Source organism: Petrimonas sp. (assembly GCF_963921705.1).
Classification (GTDB): Bacteria; Bacteroidota; Bacteroidia; order Bacteroidales; family Dysgonomonadaceae; genus Petrimonas; species Petrimonas sulfuriphila.
Map to the genome: position 1 here is coordinate 2,690,517 of NZ_OY997410.1, position 18,032 is coordinate 2,708,548.

Sequence of the window (18,032 nt, forward strand, 5' to 3'; positions counted from 1 at the left end):
AAGATAAAAAATGCACGGCAATAAAGATAAAAAAACGGCCTGTTTTTGCAAAGAGCATCAAAGTTCGTATATTTGTCCCACCACCGTTACCGGCTTTGTCGCGGATGATGATGTATTTGAAAAAGGGATTGTTTATGAATGGTTCTTACAAAAAAAGAATGCTTAGTTTTAAATACGCTTTTCAAGGTGTCGCAACACTTTTCCGCGAAACGCCCAACGCGGTAATTCACCTGATACTGGCCATATCAGCCATTCTGATGGGGTTCATGTTTTCGATTTCCACTGCGGAATGGCTGGCAGTAACTGTCGTCATTGGATTGGTTTTGGCCCTGGAAGCTGTAAACACCTCCATAGAAACGCTTGCCGACCTTGTTTCAAAAGAACGCAACGCAACGATTAAAAAGGTGAAGGACCTGGCTGCTGCAGGCGTTTTGCTGGCTGCCATGGCGGCATTGGCGGTAGGGGTTTTGGTTTTTCTTCCAAAAATTATTGAGTTATTTCAACCTTGATGCCTGATTACACAGCCTACCTGACGGATATACAGGAAGTTTCAATTTCGGAGTCTGCTTTAAACGACAAACTTTTCGAGCTGAAAAAGTTGTTAGAGCGCTTGTCGAGAGAATTAACGTCCGGTGAATCCGTCCAGTTTCCCAACCTGTTCTCGCGCTTGGTGTTCCTAGCTCAGCAACACCGGATTCCCAACCGGTTGGAGTGGCAACTGCAACACTTACGAGTTCGTACGAAAGAGATCCGGGAAAAGAATGAAGAACTGGTAGAGGCCGAATACCGGCAACACGAAAGGGCACTGATCAATTTCCTGGAACTCCTCTCCGGCAACAAAACAAATTCGGATGAGGGCCTCACGCTCTCGCCTCAACCCATCGGCAAAGAGCGGACGCTACGCGTTCAAGTTCAGGCGGTAGACAACGAAAAAGCCGAAATCAGGTGCCTGTCGGAAAAACATCCGGGAACGGAGGTAACTGTCAGGTGCGATGCGTTGAGCAGCCCGGTCGATCATTTTTGGGAAGGGGCGCAGCTCAACCTGATCGATTTCACGGTAGACAAAAACGGCAGTTTACTCCCCAAGCTGATTGTATTAGAACCCGATTACCTGATAGACGCCTCCGCCATCGCGGAATGCTTTCACGATTACTGCGTCACTCCGATGCACTATTTCAGAAACAAGTTCGAAACACCCGAAAACCGCTCCTATCTTCTGCTGGGTAACCTGGCAAACTTTTTCCTCGACGAGCTGATCTTTGCCCAACAACCCGATGAGGTCTCTTTTGACGAAACATTCCTGAAATCGTTCCGGCAGTCGCCTTTCGAATACACGAGCTGCCGGGATATTGCAACCGACGAAGACTTCCGTGATTTCATGCGAAAAGCGCGTACCCAGTTTGAGAACATCAAACGAGTGATCACCGAAGATTTTCCACGGAGAGGAATTAACCTGCACCAGTGTACGCTCGAACCGTCGTTCTTCAGTGAACGATACGGTTTTCAGGGGCGGTTGGACTTGTTGCACATCAATAAAAAAGCGTATGAGATTGTAGAGCTCAAATCGGGTAAACTTCCCTACCCTGCTTACGACACAGGAAAGATTGCGCTTAACCACGAAGTACAGATCGGCGTTTACCGGCTAATGACCGAAAGTGTGTTTGATGTACCGTCACGCCGGGTGGAAGCAGCCATTTTGTACTCGTCCGGAAGCATTCCGGGTACAAACCTCCGTTTTGCCGCCGGATTCCAACAACTGGAGAAAGAGATCATCAACGTCAGGAACCTCATTATTGCCAACGAACATGCCATCATAAACGGTAACAATCAAACGGTTGCGCAACTGTTTCAGGCACTTTACGACACCACCGGAACCGCTCAGAAATCCGCAACGTTCTACACGCAACGGATCGAACAATTCAAGTCGGTACTGCAACAATGCGCGCCAATGGAATTGAGCTACTTTTACCGCTACATCCGTTTTGTTTCGCGGGAACTGTACCTGCAAAAAACAGGAGACGTAGAATACGAGTCACCCGCCGGTGTGGCTTCGTTGTGGAACAGCGATTTTACCGAACGTGCAGAAGCACTGGATGTTTTGTATGGCTTGTCCATCGAGTCGATTGACGATTCGGGAAACGACATGAAAATCGTGTTCCGGAGAAATCATGCCGGAAACGATGTGGTAAACTTCCGTGAGGGAGAAATCTGCATTGTCTATCCCCGGCAGGATGAACAAGACACCGTCCTCAACCGCCAAATACTGAAAGGGGCCCTGGCAGCCATCTCGCGGGAATTTGTCGAGGTCCGTTTCCGGAACAAGCAACGAAACCGCACGTTTTTCAACGAGAACCCGCTTTGGGCGATCGAGCATGACGCGCTCGACACATCGTACAACAGTATGTATAAGAGCCTGTTTGATTTTCTGAATGCCGAAAAGCAGCAGCGCGATTTACTGTTGGGATTAAGAGCACCCCAAGCCCCGGCAATCCCTGAAAATAAGTTGCCTTATCCCGAAAGCATCATCCGGAAAGCGATGGCTGCCGAAGACTATTTCCTGATTATCGGTCCGCCGGGAACCGGAAAGACATCCATTTTTGCCCGCCGGCTGATTGAAGAGTTTTACGCGAAAGAAAACGGCAACATGCTGGTATTGGCCTATACCAACCGGGCCGTGGATGAGCTTTGCGAAGCCATAAATGCCGCATTTGGCTGCAAGGATGAAAATTCATGCAACTACATCCGTGTGGGAAGCGAACTTTCGTGCGCCGAAGCGTATCGGGACCGGTTGTTGCAAAACATCTCCGAAAAAGCCAGTAACCGCGAATCGCTGCGGACAACGATCCGGAAGACCCGGATTGTTGTATCCACCCTGGCATCCATAAACGGAAAACCGGAACTTTTCAGCCTCAAGAAGTTCGATGTGGCCATTATCGATGAAGCGTCACAGATCCTGGAGCCACAAATTATAGGGTTGTTGCCCCGTTTCGATAAGTTCATCATGATTGGCGACCATCACCAGTTGCCCGCCATTGTCTTGCAGAAAAAACAGGTTGCCGCCATTCACGAGCCGGAACTTACCGGAGCAGGGATCACCAGTTGTGCCCATTCCCTTTTCGAACGCTTGCTGCGCAACTGCGTCGGTAACAACTGGACACACGCCTACACCCAGCTCACCATCCAGGGCAGGATGCACGAGCAGATTGCCGCATTCCCCTCCACTCACTTTTACCCGCAAGCCCTCTTGTCCGCAAAGGAGTGGCAGGCTCAACCGTGGAGATCATCCTTCCCCGAAACCGGCAATGTCTTTTTACAGCATGTGTCAAAAAGCCGAATCGCATTTTTTTCGACCGAACAGTTGCCTCCGCAAAGTACCTCATCGAAAACAAACACCCCTGAGGCGGAGATCGTGGCTGAGGTCATACGTTCCGTTGCCACCGTGTATGCGCACGACCGGCGGAATTTCGACCCACGGAATATCGGAATCATTGCGCCCTACCGAAACCAGATAGCACTCATCAAGCACAAACTGGAGAAAGCAGGCATTCCAGCGTACGAGAACATTATGGTGGATACGGTGGAACGCTTCCAGGGCAGCCAGCGCGATGTGATCATCATTTCGTTTTGTGTGAATAAACCGTATCAACTGTACTTCCTTTGTAACCTGAATGATGAGGGCACCGTAGACAGAAAACTGAACGTATCTCTTACGCGCGCTCGCCAACAACTGTTTATGGTGGGAAACCGGCAAATCCTTAAAAAACATCCTGTTTACGCAACGTTGATGGAATTTCTGAAAGAGAAAACGGTGGTTCTGGAAGCTACCGGGATTAACCCGTAAAAACGTTGTTGCTCGGTAAAAATAGCAATTTTAATTCACGAATCAAACAAAAGTTTCAGCCTAATAATTTTTTGTTACAATAAATTTTGTACTTTTGTACTCACAAATTGTCTTATGGTGTAATGGTAGCACAACAGATTCTGGTCCTGTTTGTCCAGGTTCGAGTCCTGGTAAGACAACTAATTAAAAATCAGACTGTTGGAAGAAAGCCAGCAGTCTTTTTTTATTTTATATGCAGCAGAAGCGAAAAATAATCAACGATCCCGTTTTTGGATTTGTCAATATCCCCGATGAGTTTATTTACGAACTTATCCAGCATCCCTGCCTGCAGCGGCTGAACCGGATCCGGCAACTAGGAATGGCATCCTATGTTTATCCCGGTGCACAGCATACCCGGTTTCACCATACCATTGGCGCCATGTACCTGATGGACGTGGCCTTGCTGAATTTACGCGACAAAGGCCACGAGATCACCAAAGACGAATACCGCGGAGCGCTGGCTGCCATCCTGATGCACGATATCGGGCACACTCCCTTTTCGCATGTGCTGGAGAATACGCTGGCGAACAACGTGCCTCACGAAGAGGTTTCGTTGCTGCTGATGCAGCAGATCAACGACGAGAAAAAAGGTGCACTCCAGACGGCCATCGATATTTTTCGGGACAAGTACCCCAAGCGGTTTTTACACGAGCTGGTAAGTGGGCAGCTGGATGTCGACCGACTGGACTACCTGCAGCGCGACAGTTTTTTTACGGGTGTCAGCGAAGGGGGTATCGGTGCGGCACGCATCATGAAGATGCTCGATGTGATTGACGACAAGCTGGTGGTTGAGTCGAAAGGGATTTATTCGATAGAGAACTTCCTGATGTCACGCCGGTTTATGTATTGGCAGGTCTACCTGCACAAAACGGCGGTGGCCTCGGAGAAAATGTTGACAAACACCATCAACCGGGCCAAGTACCTGTCGCGAAACGGCGAAGACCTCTTTGCATCGCCCTCGCTGGCATTCTTCCTAAAAAACGACATCACGTTGAAAGATTTCCGGGAAAGCCCGGAAGTGCTGGAACATTTCACGAACCTGGACGACAACGATATCTGGACATCGTTAAAGGTATGGAAGTCTCATTCCGACAAGGTCTTATCCTTGCTGAGCCACGGAATGGTCAACAGGAAGCTGTTCAAGATCCAGATTACCAATGAACCTCACCCGGCAGAAAAGAAGCAAGAATTTATCGAAAAATTTACCCGTAAATACGGAATCTCGGAAAGCGAGGCTACCTATTTTGTTTCTGCCGATTCGCTGGCTACCGACATGTACAACAAGTACGACGAAAGCATCAAGATCCTCTATCGCGACGGCTCCATAAAAGACATCTCCACCGCATCCGATATGTTCAACATCGAGTTGTTATCGAAAAAAGTGGAGAAGTATTACTTCGCGTACCTGAGGGACTAGCCCTCCTCTTCGGTATAGTCTCTCCCTTCGGGAACAAAGAACCACACCACAATCGCTCCGACAAGGCCCGACAAGAGAATTACGATCCTTATGGCCGGCACATTTATTATCAGGAAAGAAGAGACCAACACCATCGTCACCATCAAAATGATTACCTTCACTTTTCCGCCTTTCGAAATACCTTTCCGGCGCTGGTAGTTTTTAATGCGGGGCCCCAGTATCCTGTTACTCAGCAACCAGTTATACAGCTTTTCGGAACTTTTTGCAAAAAGGGCGGCAGACAATAGTGCGAAAGGGGTACAGGGTATGCCGGGAACGAAAACGCCCAACACGGCTAAAACCAGTGCAAAAGAACCTCCTGTGGCGAACAGGATTCTTTTACTCCTGTTCTTCTCCAATTCTTTTTTAGCTTCAACAACGGTAATCTCTTTGGAAATGGGCTGCGATTTTCTCTCTTCCGGTATGTTCATTCCGACACAAAAATGGTTTAAGGCTGCAAATATAAATAAAAATGTTATCTTTGCCGCATTGTTTTAGATTATAATCGATTAGCGTTATGCAAATTCCTCTTTTCAAGAATCAACAAGTCAACGTTCTCTTTGTTTGTCTCGGAAACATTTGCCGTTCTCCGGCTGCTGAAGGGATTCTCAAGAAAATGGTTGCCGACAACCGCCTGGAAGAGAGAATCTTTGTAGATTCCGCAGGCACATCCGGCTGGCACGAAGGCGAATTGCCCGATGACCGGATGCGTATGCACGGACAGCGGCGCAACTACGATTTTTGTTCCCGGTCGCGGAAGTTCGTCAGCACTGATTTTGAGCGGTTCGATTACATCATTGTGATGGATGATGACAACTACAGGAACGTAAAAAAACTGGCAAAAACGGAAGAGGATGTTGCCAAGATCCACCGGATGATTGATTTCTCCAGTAAGTTTTCCCACCACCACAAGGTTCCCGATCCCTATTACGGGGGAGCGTCCGGTTTCGAGCTGGTGATGGATTTGCTGGAAGATGCCTGCGGGAACCTGCTGGATAAGATAAAAAGTAATTTTGGATAGAACCGGGATCTTCTTAAGTCGAAATACCCGTTTCTAATTTCAAATTTCTACGAATATTCGTATCTTTGCACCCTTAAATAAATATTCAGAATTTTATATAAGATATGGCAAAGGAATTGAAAGAACTTACCTCCCGCAGCGAAGATTATTCGCAATGGTACCTCGACCTGGTGATTAAAGCCGAATTGGCGGAAAACTCAGCCGTACGCGGTTGTATGGTGATAAAACCGTATGGGTATGCTATCTGGGAGAAGATGCAACGCCAGCTGGACGACATGTTCAAGGAAACCGGACACGTGAATGCCTATTTTCCGTTGTTTATACCCAAATCGTTTCTCAGCCGTGAAGCCGACCACGTGGAAGGTTTTGCCAAGGAGTGTGCCGTAGTAACGCATTACCGGCTGAAGAACGCTCCCGATGGAAGCGGCGTAGTGGTAGATCCCGAGGCCAAGCTGGAGGAAGAACTGATCATCCGCCCCACCTCCGAAACCATTATCTGGAGCACCTATAAAAACTGGATTCAATCGTATCGCGACCTGCCGTTGCTCATCAACCAATGGGCAAACGTGGTTCGTTGGGAGATGCGTACCCGGCTGTTCCTCCGCACGGCCGAATTTCTCTGGCAGGAAGGGCATACGGCCCATGCCACGGAGCAAGAAGCTGTGGAGGAGACCGAGAAGATGATCAACGTTTACGCCGATTTTGCCGAAAAGTACATGGCCCTGCCGGTGATAAAAGGAAAGAAATCGGCTTCTGAACGATTTGCGGGAGCCATAGACACCTATACTATCGAAGCGTTGATGCAGGACGGAAAAGCCCTGCAATCCGGCACATCGCATTTTCTGGGACAGAACTTCGCCAAAGCGTTTGATGTAATGTTTGCCGATAAGGACGGCGGACGCGACTATGTCTGGGCTACCTCCTGGGGTGTTTCCACCCGGCTTATCGGGGCACTCATCATGGCTCACAGCGACGACAACGGGTTGGTACTCCCCCCAAAACTGGCTCCCTATCAGGTTGTTATCGTCCCTATATACAAAAATGCCGAACAACTGGCTCAAATAGACGAAAAGGTATCGGGTATTGTCTCACGCCTGAAAGCGCTGGGAGTAAGCGTAAAGTACGATAACTCCGACAACAAGAAACCGGGGTGGAAGTTTTCCGAATACGAATTAAAAGGTGTTCCCGTTCGTCTGGCCATGGGTGGCCGGGATATGGAGAACAACACCATAGAGGTTGCCCGCCGCGATACGCTGACCAAAGAGACCGTTTCCTGCGAGAACATCGAGGAATACGTCAAGAACCTGCTCGATGAAATTCAGGAAAACATCTACAAGAAAGCGCTCGATTACCGTGCCTCCGCCACGCGGGAAGTAAACTCCTACGAAGAATTTAAAGAAGAGATCGAGAAAGGCGGATTTCTACTCTGTCATTGGGACGGAACCCCCGAAACCGAAGAGCTCATCAAGAACGAAACCAAGGCTACCATCCGTTGTATCCCGTTGGAAGGTGATAAAACACCCGGGAAATGCATGGTTACCGGTAAACCGTCGGCACAACGGGTGATTTTCGCAAGGGCATATTAAAGATGGCGAAGTTAAAAAACTGGATCTCGGCTTTCAGGCTTCGCACACTCTTTCTGGCTGTCGCCGGAGTTACCCTGGGTACGGGAGTTGCCTTGCAGGAAGGAAAATTCTCTGCAATCACTTTTGTATTGGCACTGGCACTGGCTGTATCCATCCAGATCTTGTCGAACCTGGCAAACGACTTGGGCGACTACCTGAAAGGTACCGATGTTACCGGCAACCGACAGGGTCCTGCCCGTGCGGTGCAAAGCGGAAAAATTTCTCCCGGGGAGATGAAAACAGCCATCGGGATCGCTATCGTTATCGTTGCTGCAATCGGGCTTACGCTGGTTTTAGACGCTGCTGAGAGTTATACTCAACCGTCCGTTTTCCTACTTCTTGCTATCGGGTTGGTCTGTATCCTGTCGGCCCTGTTCTACACCATCGGTAGGTATGCATACGGCTATGTGGGGCTGGGTGATTTTTTTGCTTTCTTGTTTTTTGGTCCGGTAGCGGTTATCGGAACCTATTTCCTGCACGCCCATTCTCCAGGATTTCAGCCTGTCTTGCCGGCTGTAGGCCTGGGCTTCATAAGCACGATGGTACTCAACATCAACAACATGCGCGACATGGATAACGACAAGGCATCGGGAAAGATTACCTTTGCCTTGCTGTTGGGCTTAAAAAATGCCAAGATCTACCATACCTTGCTCACTTTTGGAATGTTTACCTGCTTTTTGCAATACAGCTTTATGTTCGCAGCGTCGCCCGGATACCGGTTTCTCTATGTGGCTGTTTTTCTTTACCAGTTCTACCTCTTAACGCAAGTTCACAAGAAAACAGGCCGCGAGCTGGATCCCTACCTTAAGCTCACCTCACTGTCAGGTTTTCTGTTAGCCGTTGTTTTCAGCATCTGCATCAATATTTAAACCGTCTGAAAAGGAATGAGAAGAATTTTAGTGCTTGCGGGAAAACTTATCGGCGATCTCATTGACATCTTTTATCCGCCGTTCAAGCGCTATTTCAGCCGGCAGTTTTTCCGCTATGGCGTAAGCGGTGCCGCCAATGTAGGGTTCGACTGGCTGCTCTATTTCGTTGTCTATAACTACGTCATACAAAAGCAGTTCGTTCCGCTCGGGTTTGTGACCATCAGCCCGCACATCGCGGCTCTGCTCATCACGTTTCCGATCACCCTGTTCACGGGATTTCTGCTTCAAAAATACGTCACATTCACCTCTTCCGATTTGCGGGGCAAAGAACAGCTCGTCCGTTACATGGCTGTTGTGGGAGTGAATCTGCTGATCAATTATTTCGGATTAAAGCTACTGGTGGAGGTGCTGCACCTCTACCCCACACCCTCGAAAATGGTGGTGACGCTGATCTGTACGATCTTCAGCTATTTCTCTCAAAAGACGTTCACGTTCAAAATAAAAAACTAAACTCTTACTTCAACTCAAGCTCTACCACGTAATCCAGTTCATCGGGAACCTTGTCGAACTTCAACAGAACACCGTCAACATCCTGCGTGAATTTTACCGGTTTCTTATCGAGGAAAACGCGGGCCGATTTCACTTTTTTTCCGTTCGTTGGCAGGTAGAACGACTTATCTTTGTAGTTGAGGATATGAACGTAGAGTCTGTTCTCTTTTTGCGTGGTGACACCCCAGTCGCGCGGTGTGACAAGCCCTCCCCTTGTACCGTAAATGCTTTCACCGTACACCTTCAACCAATCCCCCATGGCTTTGTAGCGCTGGACAGCTATATCGGGGAATGTACCGTCTGGACGCGGTCCAACGTTCATCAAAAGATTGGCATTGTTGCCGGCCGCCTTTATCAAATAATGGATCAGCTCTTTTTCCGACTTGTATTTCAGGTCGGTAATGTTGTATCCCCACGAATTGTTCATCGTTTCACATGTTTCGAGCGGAAGCTGTCCGATTTCCGCGTTGGCTGAAAACCCGGTGGTGTTGTGACCCGGCAAGTCTTTCTCAAAAGTCTGTCCGTCCTCCCCTTCCTGCGGAGCAAGGTGGTGATTGCTGATGACAAGGCATCCCGGCTGTATGCTGTGGATGTGGTCGTAGATTTCACGCAGTCGCCAGTTGAAATCGGCAGGCTGGTCCCATTGCCCGTCAAACCATATTGCGCCGATCTCTCCGTAGTTGGTCAACAGTTCGGTAAGCTGATTGAGCATGAACCGGTGGTAGGAGTCCCAGCTTCCCTGTTCGGTGCGTCCTACTCCACGGCCCGTGCGTCCGATCGGAAAATAGTCGGATCGCCTCCAGTCGAGTTGGGAGTAATAGAAATGCAGTTTGACTCCCTGCTTGTGGCAAGCATCCGCGAGCTCTTTGATGATGTCGCGCTTGAACGGTGTGCCGTCCACAATGTTATAAGGCGATTGCCGGGTATGAAACATCGAAAAGCCATCGTGATGGCGTGAAGTGATGCAAATGTACTTTGCTCCGGCCGCCTTCACATCTGCCACCCATTTTTCAGCATCGTATTTAGAAGGATAGAACCCATCGGCCAGCTTGGCATACTCCTGCCAGTTGATGTTCTTGTTGTTCATGATCCACTCCCCGTCGGCCATCATGCTGTAAATACCCCAATGGATGAATACCCCGAATTTCATGTCCTGGAACTCGGCTCTGTTTTTCAAGTTCTCTGCTGCAGGCACATATTTTTGTTGTGCCTGGGAACTGCCGGCTATAGCAACTGCCAGCAACGATAAGATAATTAGTCGCTTCATTGTTAATCGTATATATTTAATTGTTTTCCAGATAGGTTATGGCCTCCTCAACACTCTTTTCATTAGCCAGCTTCACCTCGTTCTTTTTCAGGTAATCGCCAACCAGCTTCTTTTTGTCCCGATAAATTTTCTTCAACTGCCCGAGGTTCGAAAAACTTTGCAACTTCCCGTTCCGGTTCAGCCAAAACACATTGTAAGGTATAATCTTGTAGTCGTCAGGAAGTTTCAGGTCATATACCCTGCCGTCCGACAGGATGGAAGAATAAGATGTTGTGGATGATGTTTGCGACGTTCCTCCGTAAGCGGCCGGCTTCCCGGGAGGGATCAGCCTGCATTTGTGTTCCACAAACAAATCAATTTCAGGTTTATCGATCAGGATTCTTACGAATTTATTGTTTATCCGGATAAACTTCTCATCCGCAACGAACACGGTATCTATCTGGGGAAGGACGGCATCTCCTATTGCCAGGGTTTTGCCGTTTTCATCAAAAACCATCTCTTCCGATGCTGCATTATAATTGAGCTTGGCGTTGTTCCTCACGCCGTTTTTCAGCAACACCACCCCCGGCTGGAAATCGGGGAACAGGTAATGCGACAGGGTTACCGTTTCCTGTGCTTTCAGGCAAACGGTTGTCGACAACAGGAGGAATAAAGTCAGGTATTTGATTTGCATGTTGCCTGTCCAACGATTACTTTAATTGTGCCGGTTTCATTGCACCGTACCTTTTTGATGCGATTGGACGACGTAAAGATAATGGATATTCTTTTTCCGGCAAAAAAAATTGTACAGGTTGTAACCAAACAAAGGAAACGGTTGTCCTATTATCGGATTAAAACAAAAACACAATGAATCAAAAAATTCTCTTTTCGTTATTTCTATGTGGCATACTGTTGCCCCTGCGTGCCCAGATAAAAGGAACGGTAACCGATAGCGACAGCAATCCCATTCCATTTGCCAATGTGGCCATCTACTCCCTCCCCGACTCAACACTGATCACGGGAACCACCACCGATCAACAAGGTGTCTTCTCGCTTCTTGCGGATAACAACAGCTCCAATGCACTCCTGCGGGTATCGTTTATTGGATACGAAACACAAACGGTGCCGGCGCTCCCCGAACAAACGATCTCCCTTCAACCGGACACTACCCTGCTGGATGAGGTGGTGGTAGAAGGAGACCTGCCCCGCATCAGGCTGCGCAGTGATGCCGTGGTGGCTACCGTACAAAACACCGTATTGAGCAAGGCCGGAACAGCCAACGATGTGCTGAAACGGTTGCCCGCCATCACAGGTGACAACGGCGATTTCTCGATCTTCGGCAAAGGGAAGGCAAAGATTTACGTCAACAACCGTGAGTTGCGCGACGTGTCGGAACTCGACCTGATCGCGTCCGCCGACATCAGGGAAGTGGAGATTGTGCACAACCCCGGCGCGGGATACGATGCCTCCGTAAAGGCGGTGATCCGTATTCATACCGTCCGCAAGACCGGCGACGGATTGAGCTTCGATATACGGTCTACCTACCTGCAAACGGAAAATACCGACCTGCGGCAGCAGCTCAACCTGAACTACCGCCACAAGGGATGGGATATCTTCGGGACGGTCAAATATGAACGGTATGCCTACGTCCAGGACAGCCGGATAGCCCAGGAGGCCTTCGTAGATACCCTTTGGACACAAAAAAACGAACTCCGTGTGGACGGGCTATCCAATCCGCTGACCACCATTGCGGGGGTCAACTACGAGATTTCATCCAACCATTATGCGGGAGTAAAATACACCATGACCGCCTTTCCGGGAAAAAACGGCATGCAGTCCACCACGCTGAGCGACGTCTATGCCGACGGGGTGTTTTACGACCGGTGGAAAAGCAACGATAACCAGACACAGAACAGCAAACCCAGGCACAGGCTGAACGCCTATTACAACGGCAAGTTCGGAGAACTGAACGTGGATTTCAACAGCGATTTCTACAGGAGCAGCCAATCGACCGCCTCCTCCATTACCGAGAGCAGCCAGGAGTATGACGACCGGGTCATCACCTCCGACAATCGGATCAAGAATCGCCTGTTTGCCACCAGGCTGGTACTCTCCTATCCTGTTTGGGAAGGCCAGCTCTCGGCAGGGAATGAGTTTACCCGTACCCGCCGGGACGATGACTACACCACCGACATCCAGGGAATCCCTTCCACCAACACTTCCATCCACGACGAAAACAACGCTTTCTTCGCTGAATATTCCCGTTCCACCCCTATCGGACAGTTAACTGGCGGAGTCCGCTTTGAGAAAGTCTATTCCGACTATTTCAGCGACGGCGAAAAGATGGATGAACAAAGCCGGCATTACGCGCACTGGTTTCCCAATTTCTCCTACAGCAATACACTGGGCGGAGTACAACTGCAACTAAGCTATACTGCAAAGACCGTCCGTCCCGCATACTGGCAGCTGGGAAGCAGCATCTTCTATGCCAACCGGTTCACCATGCAGACAGGCAACCCCTTCCTCAAGCCGACCATCATCCACGATGCTTCGCTCACCGGTTCCTGGAAATACCTTCAGCTCATGGTCAGCTACAAGCAGGAAAGAGATGTGATCATGCAGTGGGCGACACAGATGGAAGAGAATCCCGCCGTAACCCTCCTTTCTACGCGCAACCTGGACAAGCTGCCCAGCCTGACCGCCTACCTCACCGCTTCTCCCAAATTCGGCATCTGGGCTCCGCAGGCCTCCATCGGGTTTATGAAACAATGGCTCACCATCACCAGCAACGATAAGCAGGTACGCCTGAACAGCCCCATACCCACCGCCTCGCTGAACAATTCCTTTTCGTTGCCGAAAGGGTTCCTCCTGACCCTCGACGCCAATTTTCAGGGCAAGGGGAACCAGCAAAACGTGGAATTGACCGATCACCAGTTCGTGGTCAACCTGGGAGTCACCAAATCGTTCTTCGACGACCGGCTGTCGGTAGTGCTGAAAGGGCACGATCTCTTCCACGGGCGTACGATGGATATCAAAGCTTATAACGACCGCCTCAACATTTACCAGTTCAGCCGCTGGGATACGCGCGAGCTGGAGCTGACGGTGCGCTACAAATTCAATACCGCCAAGAACCGGTACAAGGGAACCGGCGCCGGCCAGGGAGAGATCAACCGGATGTAAAAGTACTGTTTCACTCAAAATAAAGCCTGCCGCTTTGCATCAAAGCAGATCGAGCGGGCTTTTTATTTTGGATTTCGCGATGTCGGTAACATGGGTATAAATTTCGGTCGTATTCACCGATTTGTGTCCGAGCAATTCCTGGATATACCGGATATCCGTACCGTTTTCCAGCAGGTGGGTAGCAAAGCTGTGGCGCAAGGTATGGGGAGTCACTTTTTTGGTGATGCCCGCTTTTAAAGCTGCATTCTTGACAATGACCTGCACGCTCTTTTCGGAATAGACACCCCCTCCCTGCCCCTCTATCAGGTATTCCTCCGGTTGATATATCTTGTAGTAATGCCTTAAAGATTCCAGTAACAGAGGGGAAAGCATCACCACACGGTCTTTTCCTCCTTTGGCTTTTCTAATCAGGATAATTTTATTTTTCGAATCGACATCGGTCAGTTTCAGGTGAAGCAGTTCGTTTAACCGCAGTCCGCATCCATATAACAGCTGTACGATACATTTATGCTTCAGGTTGGTCACATTCTCCATTAACCGGCTCACCTCCCGGGCAGTCAGGTAAACCGGCAGACTTTTGTTCTTCGAGCGGGGATACAGATGGTTTAGGTTGAGTTGTCTGTTGAACATGGAAAGATAAAACTTGTCTATTGAAGCCACGATCAAACGTTGATAAGATGCTCCGATGCGATGTTTCTCAATTTTCCAGTATATATATTTCTCAATTTCCGTTTCCGTTATCTCCAGCGGATGGCTGTATTTCTTTTCAGCCAGCTGTAAAAAACTCCTCACCGCACTCTTGTAATTTTGAATGGAGTTGGAACTGTATCGTTGAACAATCATTTTTCGTTCAAACTCCTCCAATAAATCCATTGTTTTCATCGTCTTCGATTTTGTGAAACATTCGTATATGCAAAAATATAAAAAAAATTAATTAAAACATAACAAACACAAATACAATATGATATAAATGCAAAATATTTTAATGTTAATATATATAAGCGAATGTTATAAATCGGGTATTTACGAAAGTTGTATATTTATTGCGTAAACGACACGTTATGGGGCATTATAAAAGAACACCCTGACAAATTATTAATCAGCAGATTATATAAAATAATACGACAAAATGAAACGACTTTTAAGACATCCGATTTATGTGTTGATTCTTTTTGGAATTTTAGTTTCAACGATTGCAAAAGCTGATACTTGGGATAATCCAATAGTTAAGACATATTATTCGGATAATAAGGAATTTAAATTAATTATAACACCCAGAAAGGCTTCCGACAAATATTATCTATGGGATTACTACAAGAGTAACAACCATCCACAGACAAAAAAGGTTTTGCGGAAAAAGGAAAAGTTTATGCGGAGCATTTCAGCCCAAGATACTGTTTTAATACCGTGTACTGGGGAATTATATCGGATAAAAGGAACTGATAGTGTTTTAATTTGGAAAAGGACATTGCTAAATGATGTTTGCCCTGTTAATGCGATAATAGCAGACGATGGTTCTTCGATTGTGACTATTGATAATTGGTATTCGAAAGGATATGGAGTAAATGTATTTGTTGTTTACGATGAGAATGGAAATGCAAAAAGGACGTATAAACTTGAAGAAATAAGCCCTTTCTCACTGAATGATTATTTAATGTCAATATCTTCAATAATCTGGTACGATAAGGTTGAATATATTGAAAATGATAAAATTGAGCTTGTTTTTGAGACAAGAGATAAAAGAACGAAAATAATGATTTATAATACAAAGGAATTAGAATTTGAAAAATAACGCCCCATAACACGCGGTATAAAAAATTGCCGGTTCAGTACGTTATTCAAGGGTTGTAGCCCGCTTCAACTTTTGTGTAACTTGACAGGAAATCGCCCGCAATCGGCAACTTTTCATACCGCCAACCGTTGAACTAAACCTGTCGGTAAATTAGAATAGTGATAATTTTGAAGCGTAATAACTTCAATTAATTATCATTATGAATCTAAACAAAACATTCGAGAGTTTGCAGATCAAGGAGATGCAAATTCGCAATTACAGTCCCCGTACAATTAAGACGTATTGCAGCCTGCTCATAAAACTTGAAAAAGACTTGGGTAAATCGCTGTATGAGGTTACCACCGAAGACTTTAAAAACTGGTTACATTACCTGATTACAAAAAAAGGAATTTCCGTTTCCACGGTAAACCAGCTTATAAGTGCTTTCAAGATTTTTCATGTAGACGTCTGCCATCGCAAATGGGAAGAGTTCCATGTAAGACGGCCTCGCAAGGAGAAAAAACTCCCCATAGTTTTGTCATTGCAGGAAGTGCAACGCATGATCACGGTAACAAACAACATAAAGCACAGAGCCATTCTAATGCTTACTTATTCTGCGGGACTTCGCAGGATGGAAGTATTACAAATCAAACCACGCGACATTGATTCACAGCGTATGCAAGTACGTATCGTGCAAGGAAAGGGGAAGAAGGACAGATATACCATTCTTTCGTGGAAAACACTCGAAGTGCTGCGAATGTATTATAAATTGGAACGACCAAGCACTTATCTATTCGAACCGATGGGGCGTAAAGGACAACCCTTGTCGGAAAGAACTGTAGAGTATATTGTGAAAAACAGTGCTAAAAATGCCGGAATAAAAAAAGAGGTATCGTTTCATACATTGCGTCATTGTTTTGCCACCCATTTATTGGAAGCCGGTGTAAACCTGAGACAGATACAGCAGTTCATGGGTCATACTTCATTGAAGACCACAGCTGTTTACCTGCATGTAGCCCATATCAAAACCAGCGAGTTTACTTCTCCATTGGATGATATAACACTTTTCTGATCTATCATTATGGAGAATAAAAAGCAAATCATAGAGATTGCTGACATTTTCCGGGATAAGAAACACGATTTCCTGACCGAGAACACACTTTGTGCCGTACAGCAAAAAGCAATGGAAGATATTATTGCCTGTCGTACTTCAGAATTTGGCGGGCATACATTGAGTTGCAATCATTGCGGTCACAAGGTTCAATCCTATAACTCGTGTCGTAATCGCAATTGTCCCAAATGCCAGTACATAAAACGGATGCAATGGGTGGATAAACTTGCGGCTGATCTCCCCCCGGTAAAACATTTTCACATTGTTTTCACAATACCCGCGTGTCTGCACAAACTGTTTTATATCAATCAGAGGATTGCTTATTCCTTGCTCTTCAAAGCAGCCGGACAAACACTGATGCAATGTGCCAGAAACACGCATTATTTAGGCGCAGAGGCCGGAGCTGTTGCCCTGTTACACACCTGGGGTCAAACAATGACCTATCACCCGCATATTCATACCATTGTTCCTGCCGGAGGAGTATCCGATGATGGAATGGAATGGGTACCAAGTGCTAAAAAGTTTTTTGTCCCGGTAAAAGTACTCAGCACCGTTTTCAGGGGTATTTTATGTCGGCTACTGCAGGAGTCAGTATTCAGGAAGGAGATCAAACTTCCAGATGATACACCCGATTTTCAGACCATAAAAGCAAAATGTTACGCTAAAAAATGGGTGGTTTATGCAGAAAAACCGTTTGCTTCACCCGATAATCTGGTCCGTTATCTGGGCAACTACACACACCGTGTGGCAATTAGCAACCACCGTATGGTAGGTTACAAAGATGATAAGGTTACTTTCAGCTATAGGGATAACAAGGCAGGAGGTGCAAGAAAAACAATGACCCTGGAAACTATGGAGTTTATACGGCGATTCATGCAGCATGTCCTTCCATGTGGATTTAGCAAAATACGTTACTTCGGATTCATGGCTATCTGCAAAAGGAAAACAAAGCTCAATTTATGCTATTCACTGTTGCCCACCCCAACCTATTTTTCAAGACTTACAGGACTGCTTGCAATGGAAGTTTTACAAATAATATCCGGTAAGGACCCGATTATTTGCGCAAAGTGCAAAAAAGGGAAATTAATGGTAAGCCCGGCATGCAATGTTTTACACATAGAACCAGGATAATTCTGATAATTAACAAAAGCGTTCTTTCCATTTAATGACAAAACTCGTATAGATGATGAGCAAAATCATACAGGGAGAATTATGCATTTACGTGGACGGTCTAAGATTAAAAAACAATCATGTACTTGAAAAAGAGCTTTTATAGGAACTTATTAACACAAATCAAGCAAAAACGCCAACCTCCCATAAATAC

General features: G+C 47.0%; 16 protein-coding genes and 1 tRNA gene. 13 read left to right on the forward strand and 4 right to left on the reverse strand.

The window, feature by feature from the left end; genetic code table 11:
- Positions 1-10: 10 nt before the first annotated feature.
- The 5 genes from AACM02_RS11250 (at position 11) to AACM02_RS11270 (ending at position 5,297) form a co-directional block, all read left to right on the forward strand.
- Positions 11-166 carry a hypothetical protein gene (locus AACM02_RS11250; RefSeq protein WP_332457574.1) on the forward strand — a complete coding sequence of 52 codons (156 nt, stop codon included), beginning with the start codon at positions 11-13 and terminating at the stop codon, positions 164-166.
- Positions 159-509: a diacylglycerol kinase family protein gene (locus AACM02_RS11255; protein WP_339117032.1), complete on the forward strand. Its 351-nt coding sequence runs from the start codon at positions 159-161 to the stop codon at positions 507-509. Before AACM02_RS11250 ends, AACM02_RS11255 begins: the two co-directional genes overlap by 8 nt.
- Positions 509-3,841, forward strand: coding sequence for an AAA domain-containing protein (locus tag AACM02_RS11260; RefSeq protein WP_339117033.1), 3,333 nt, complete (start codon positions 509-511; stop codon positions 3,839-3,841). Before AACM02_RS11255 ends, AACM02_RS11260 begins: the two co-directional genes overlap by 1 nt.
- 108 nt (positions 3,842-3,949) lie before the next feature.
- A tRNA-Gln gene (locus tag AACM02_RS11265) sits at positions 3,950-4,020 on the forward strand.
- 53 nt (positions 4,021-4,073) lie between these two features.
- Positions 4,074-5,297 carry an HD domain-containing protein gene (locus AACM02_RS11270; protein ID WP_339117034.1) on the forward strand — a complete coding sequence of 408 codons (1,224 nt, stop codon included), beginning with the start codon at positions 4,074-4,076 and terminating at the stop codon, positions 5,295-5,297.
- On the opposite strand, the gene AACM02_RS11275 is transcribed toward AACM02_RS11270, so the two are convergent.
- Positions 5,294-5,767 carry a YbaN family protein gene (locus AACM02_RS11275; RefSeq protein WP_332457578.1) on the reverse strand — a complete coding sequence of 158 codons (474 nt, stop codon included), beginning with the start codon at positions 5,765-5,767 and terminating at the stop codon, positions 5,294-5,296. The two genes, AACM02_RS11270 and AACM02_RS11275, sit on opposite strands and share 4 nt — an antisense overlap.
- Positions 5,768-5,853: 86 nt before the next feature.
- On the opposite strand from AACM02_RS11275, the gene AACM02_RS11280 reads away from it, so the two are divergent.
- The 4 genes from AACM02_RS11280 (at position 5,854) to AACM02_RS11295 (ending at position 9,361) form a co-directional block, all read left to right on the forward strand.
- A complete protein-coding gene (locus tag AACM02_RS11280) occupies positions 5,854-6,357 on the forward strand; it encodes a low molecular weight protein-tyrosine-phosphatase (RefSeq protein WP_339117035.1) in 504 nt (167 codons plus the stop codon).
- 104 nt (positions 6,358-6,461) lie between these two features.
- On the forward strand, positions 6,462-7,943 hold the full coding sequence (gene proS, locus AACM02_RS11285) for a proline--tRNA ligase (protein ID WP_339117036.1): 1,482 nt from the start codon (positions 6,462-6,464) through the stop codon (positions 7,941-7,943).
- A 2-nt stretch (positions 7,944-7,945) separates the two neighbouring features.
- Positions 7,946-8,851: a 1,4-dihydroxy-2-naphthoate octaprenyltransferase gene (menA, locus tag AACM02_RS11290; protein ID WP_339117037.1), complete on the forward strand. Its 906-nt coding sequence runs from the start codon at positions 7,946-7,948 to the stop codon at positions 8,849-8,851.
- A gap of 15 nt (positions 8,852-8,866) precedes the next feature.
- Entirely contained in the window at positions 8,867-9,361 is a 495-nt protein-coding gene (locus AACM02_RS11295) for a GtrA family protein (RefSeq protein WP_339117038.1), read from the forward strand.
- A gap of 4 nt (positions 9,362-9,365) precedes the next feature.
- Here the strand turns inward: AACM02_RS11295 and AACM02_RS11300 are convergent, their stop codons facing one another.
- Positions 9,366-10,667: an alpha-L-fucosidase gene (locus tag AACM02_RS11300; RefSeq protein ID WP_339117039.1), complete on the reverse strand. Its 1,302-nt coding sequence runs from the start codon at positions 10,665-10,667 to the stop codon at positions 9,366-9,368.
- 16 nt (positions 10,668-10,683) lie between these two features.
- The gene (locus AACM02_RS11305) at positions 10,684-11,340 is read right to left on the reverse strand and encodes a hypothetical protein (RefSeq protein ID WP_214062834.1); all 657 of its coding nucleotides are present in this window, start codon (positions 11,338-11,340) and stop codon (positions 10,684-10,686) included.
- 173 nt (positions 11,341-11,513) lie between these two features.
- Here AACM02_RS11305 and AACM02_RS11310 point away from each other — a divergent pair, with 173 nt between their 5' ends.
- Entirely contained in the window at positions 11,514-13,826 is a 2,313-nt protein-coding gene (locus tag AACM02_RS11310) for an outer membrane beta-barrel protein (protein ID WP_339117040.1), read from the forward strand.
- A 39-nt stretch (positions 13,827-13,865) separates the two neighbouring features.
- Here AACM02_RS11310 and xerA read toward each other — a convergent pair whose 3' ends face one another.
- Positions 13,866-14,708: a site-specific tyrosine recombinase/integron integrase gene (gene xerA, locus AACM02_RS11315; RefSeq protein ID WP_332457583.1), complete on the reverse strand. Its 843-nt coding sequence runs from the start codon at positions 14,706-14,708 to the stop codon at positions 13,866-13,868.
- A 247-nt stretch (positions 14,709-14,955) separates the two neighbouring features.
- On the opposite strand from xerA, the gene AACM02_RS11320 reads away from it, so the two are divergent.
- The 3 genes from AACM02_RS11320 (at position 14,956) to AACM02_RS11330 (ending at position 17,839) form a co-directional block, all read left to right on the forward strand.
- A complete protein-coding gene (locus AACM02_RS11320) occupies positions 14,956-15,618 on the forward strand; it encodes a hypothetical protein (RefSeq protein WP_339117041.1) in 663 nt (220 codons plus the stop codon).
- A 199-nt stretch (positions 15,619-15,817) separates the two neighbouring features.
- Positions 15,818-16,669 (forward strand): tyrosine-type recombinase/integrase, encoded by an 852-nt coding sequence (locus tag AACM02_RS11325; protein ID WP_129593933.1) that lies wholly within the window; start codon positions 15,818-15,820, stop codon positions 16,667-16,669.
- Positions 16,670-16,678: 9 nt separating this feature from the next.
- Positions 16,679-17,839: an IS91 family transposase gene (locus AACM02_RS11330; protein ID WP_339117042.1), complete on the forward strand. Its 1,161-nt coding sequence runs from the start codon at positions 16,679-16,681 to the stop codon at positions 17,837-17,839.
- The last annotated feature ends 193 nt before the right edge of the window (positions 17,840-18,032 follow it).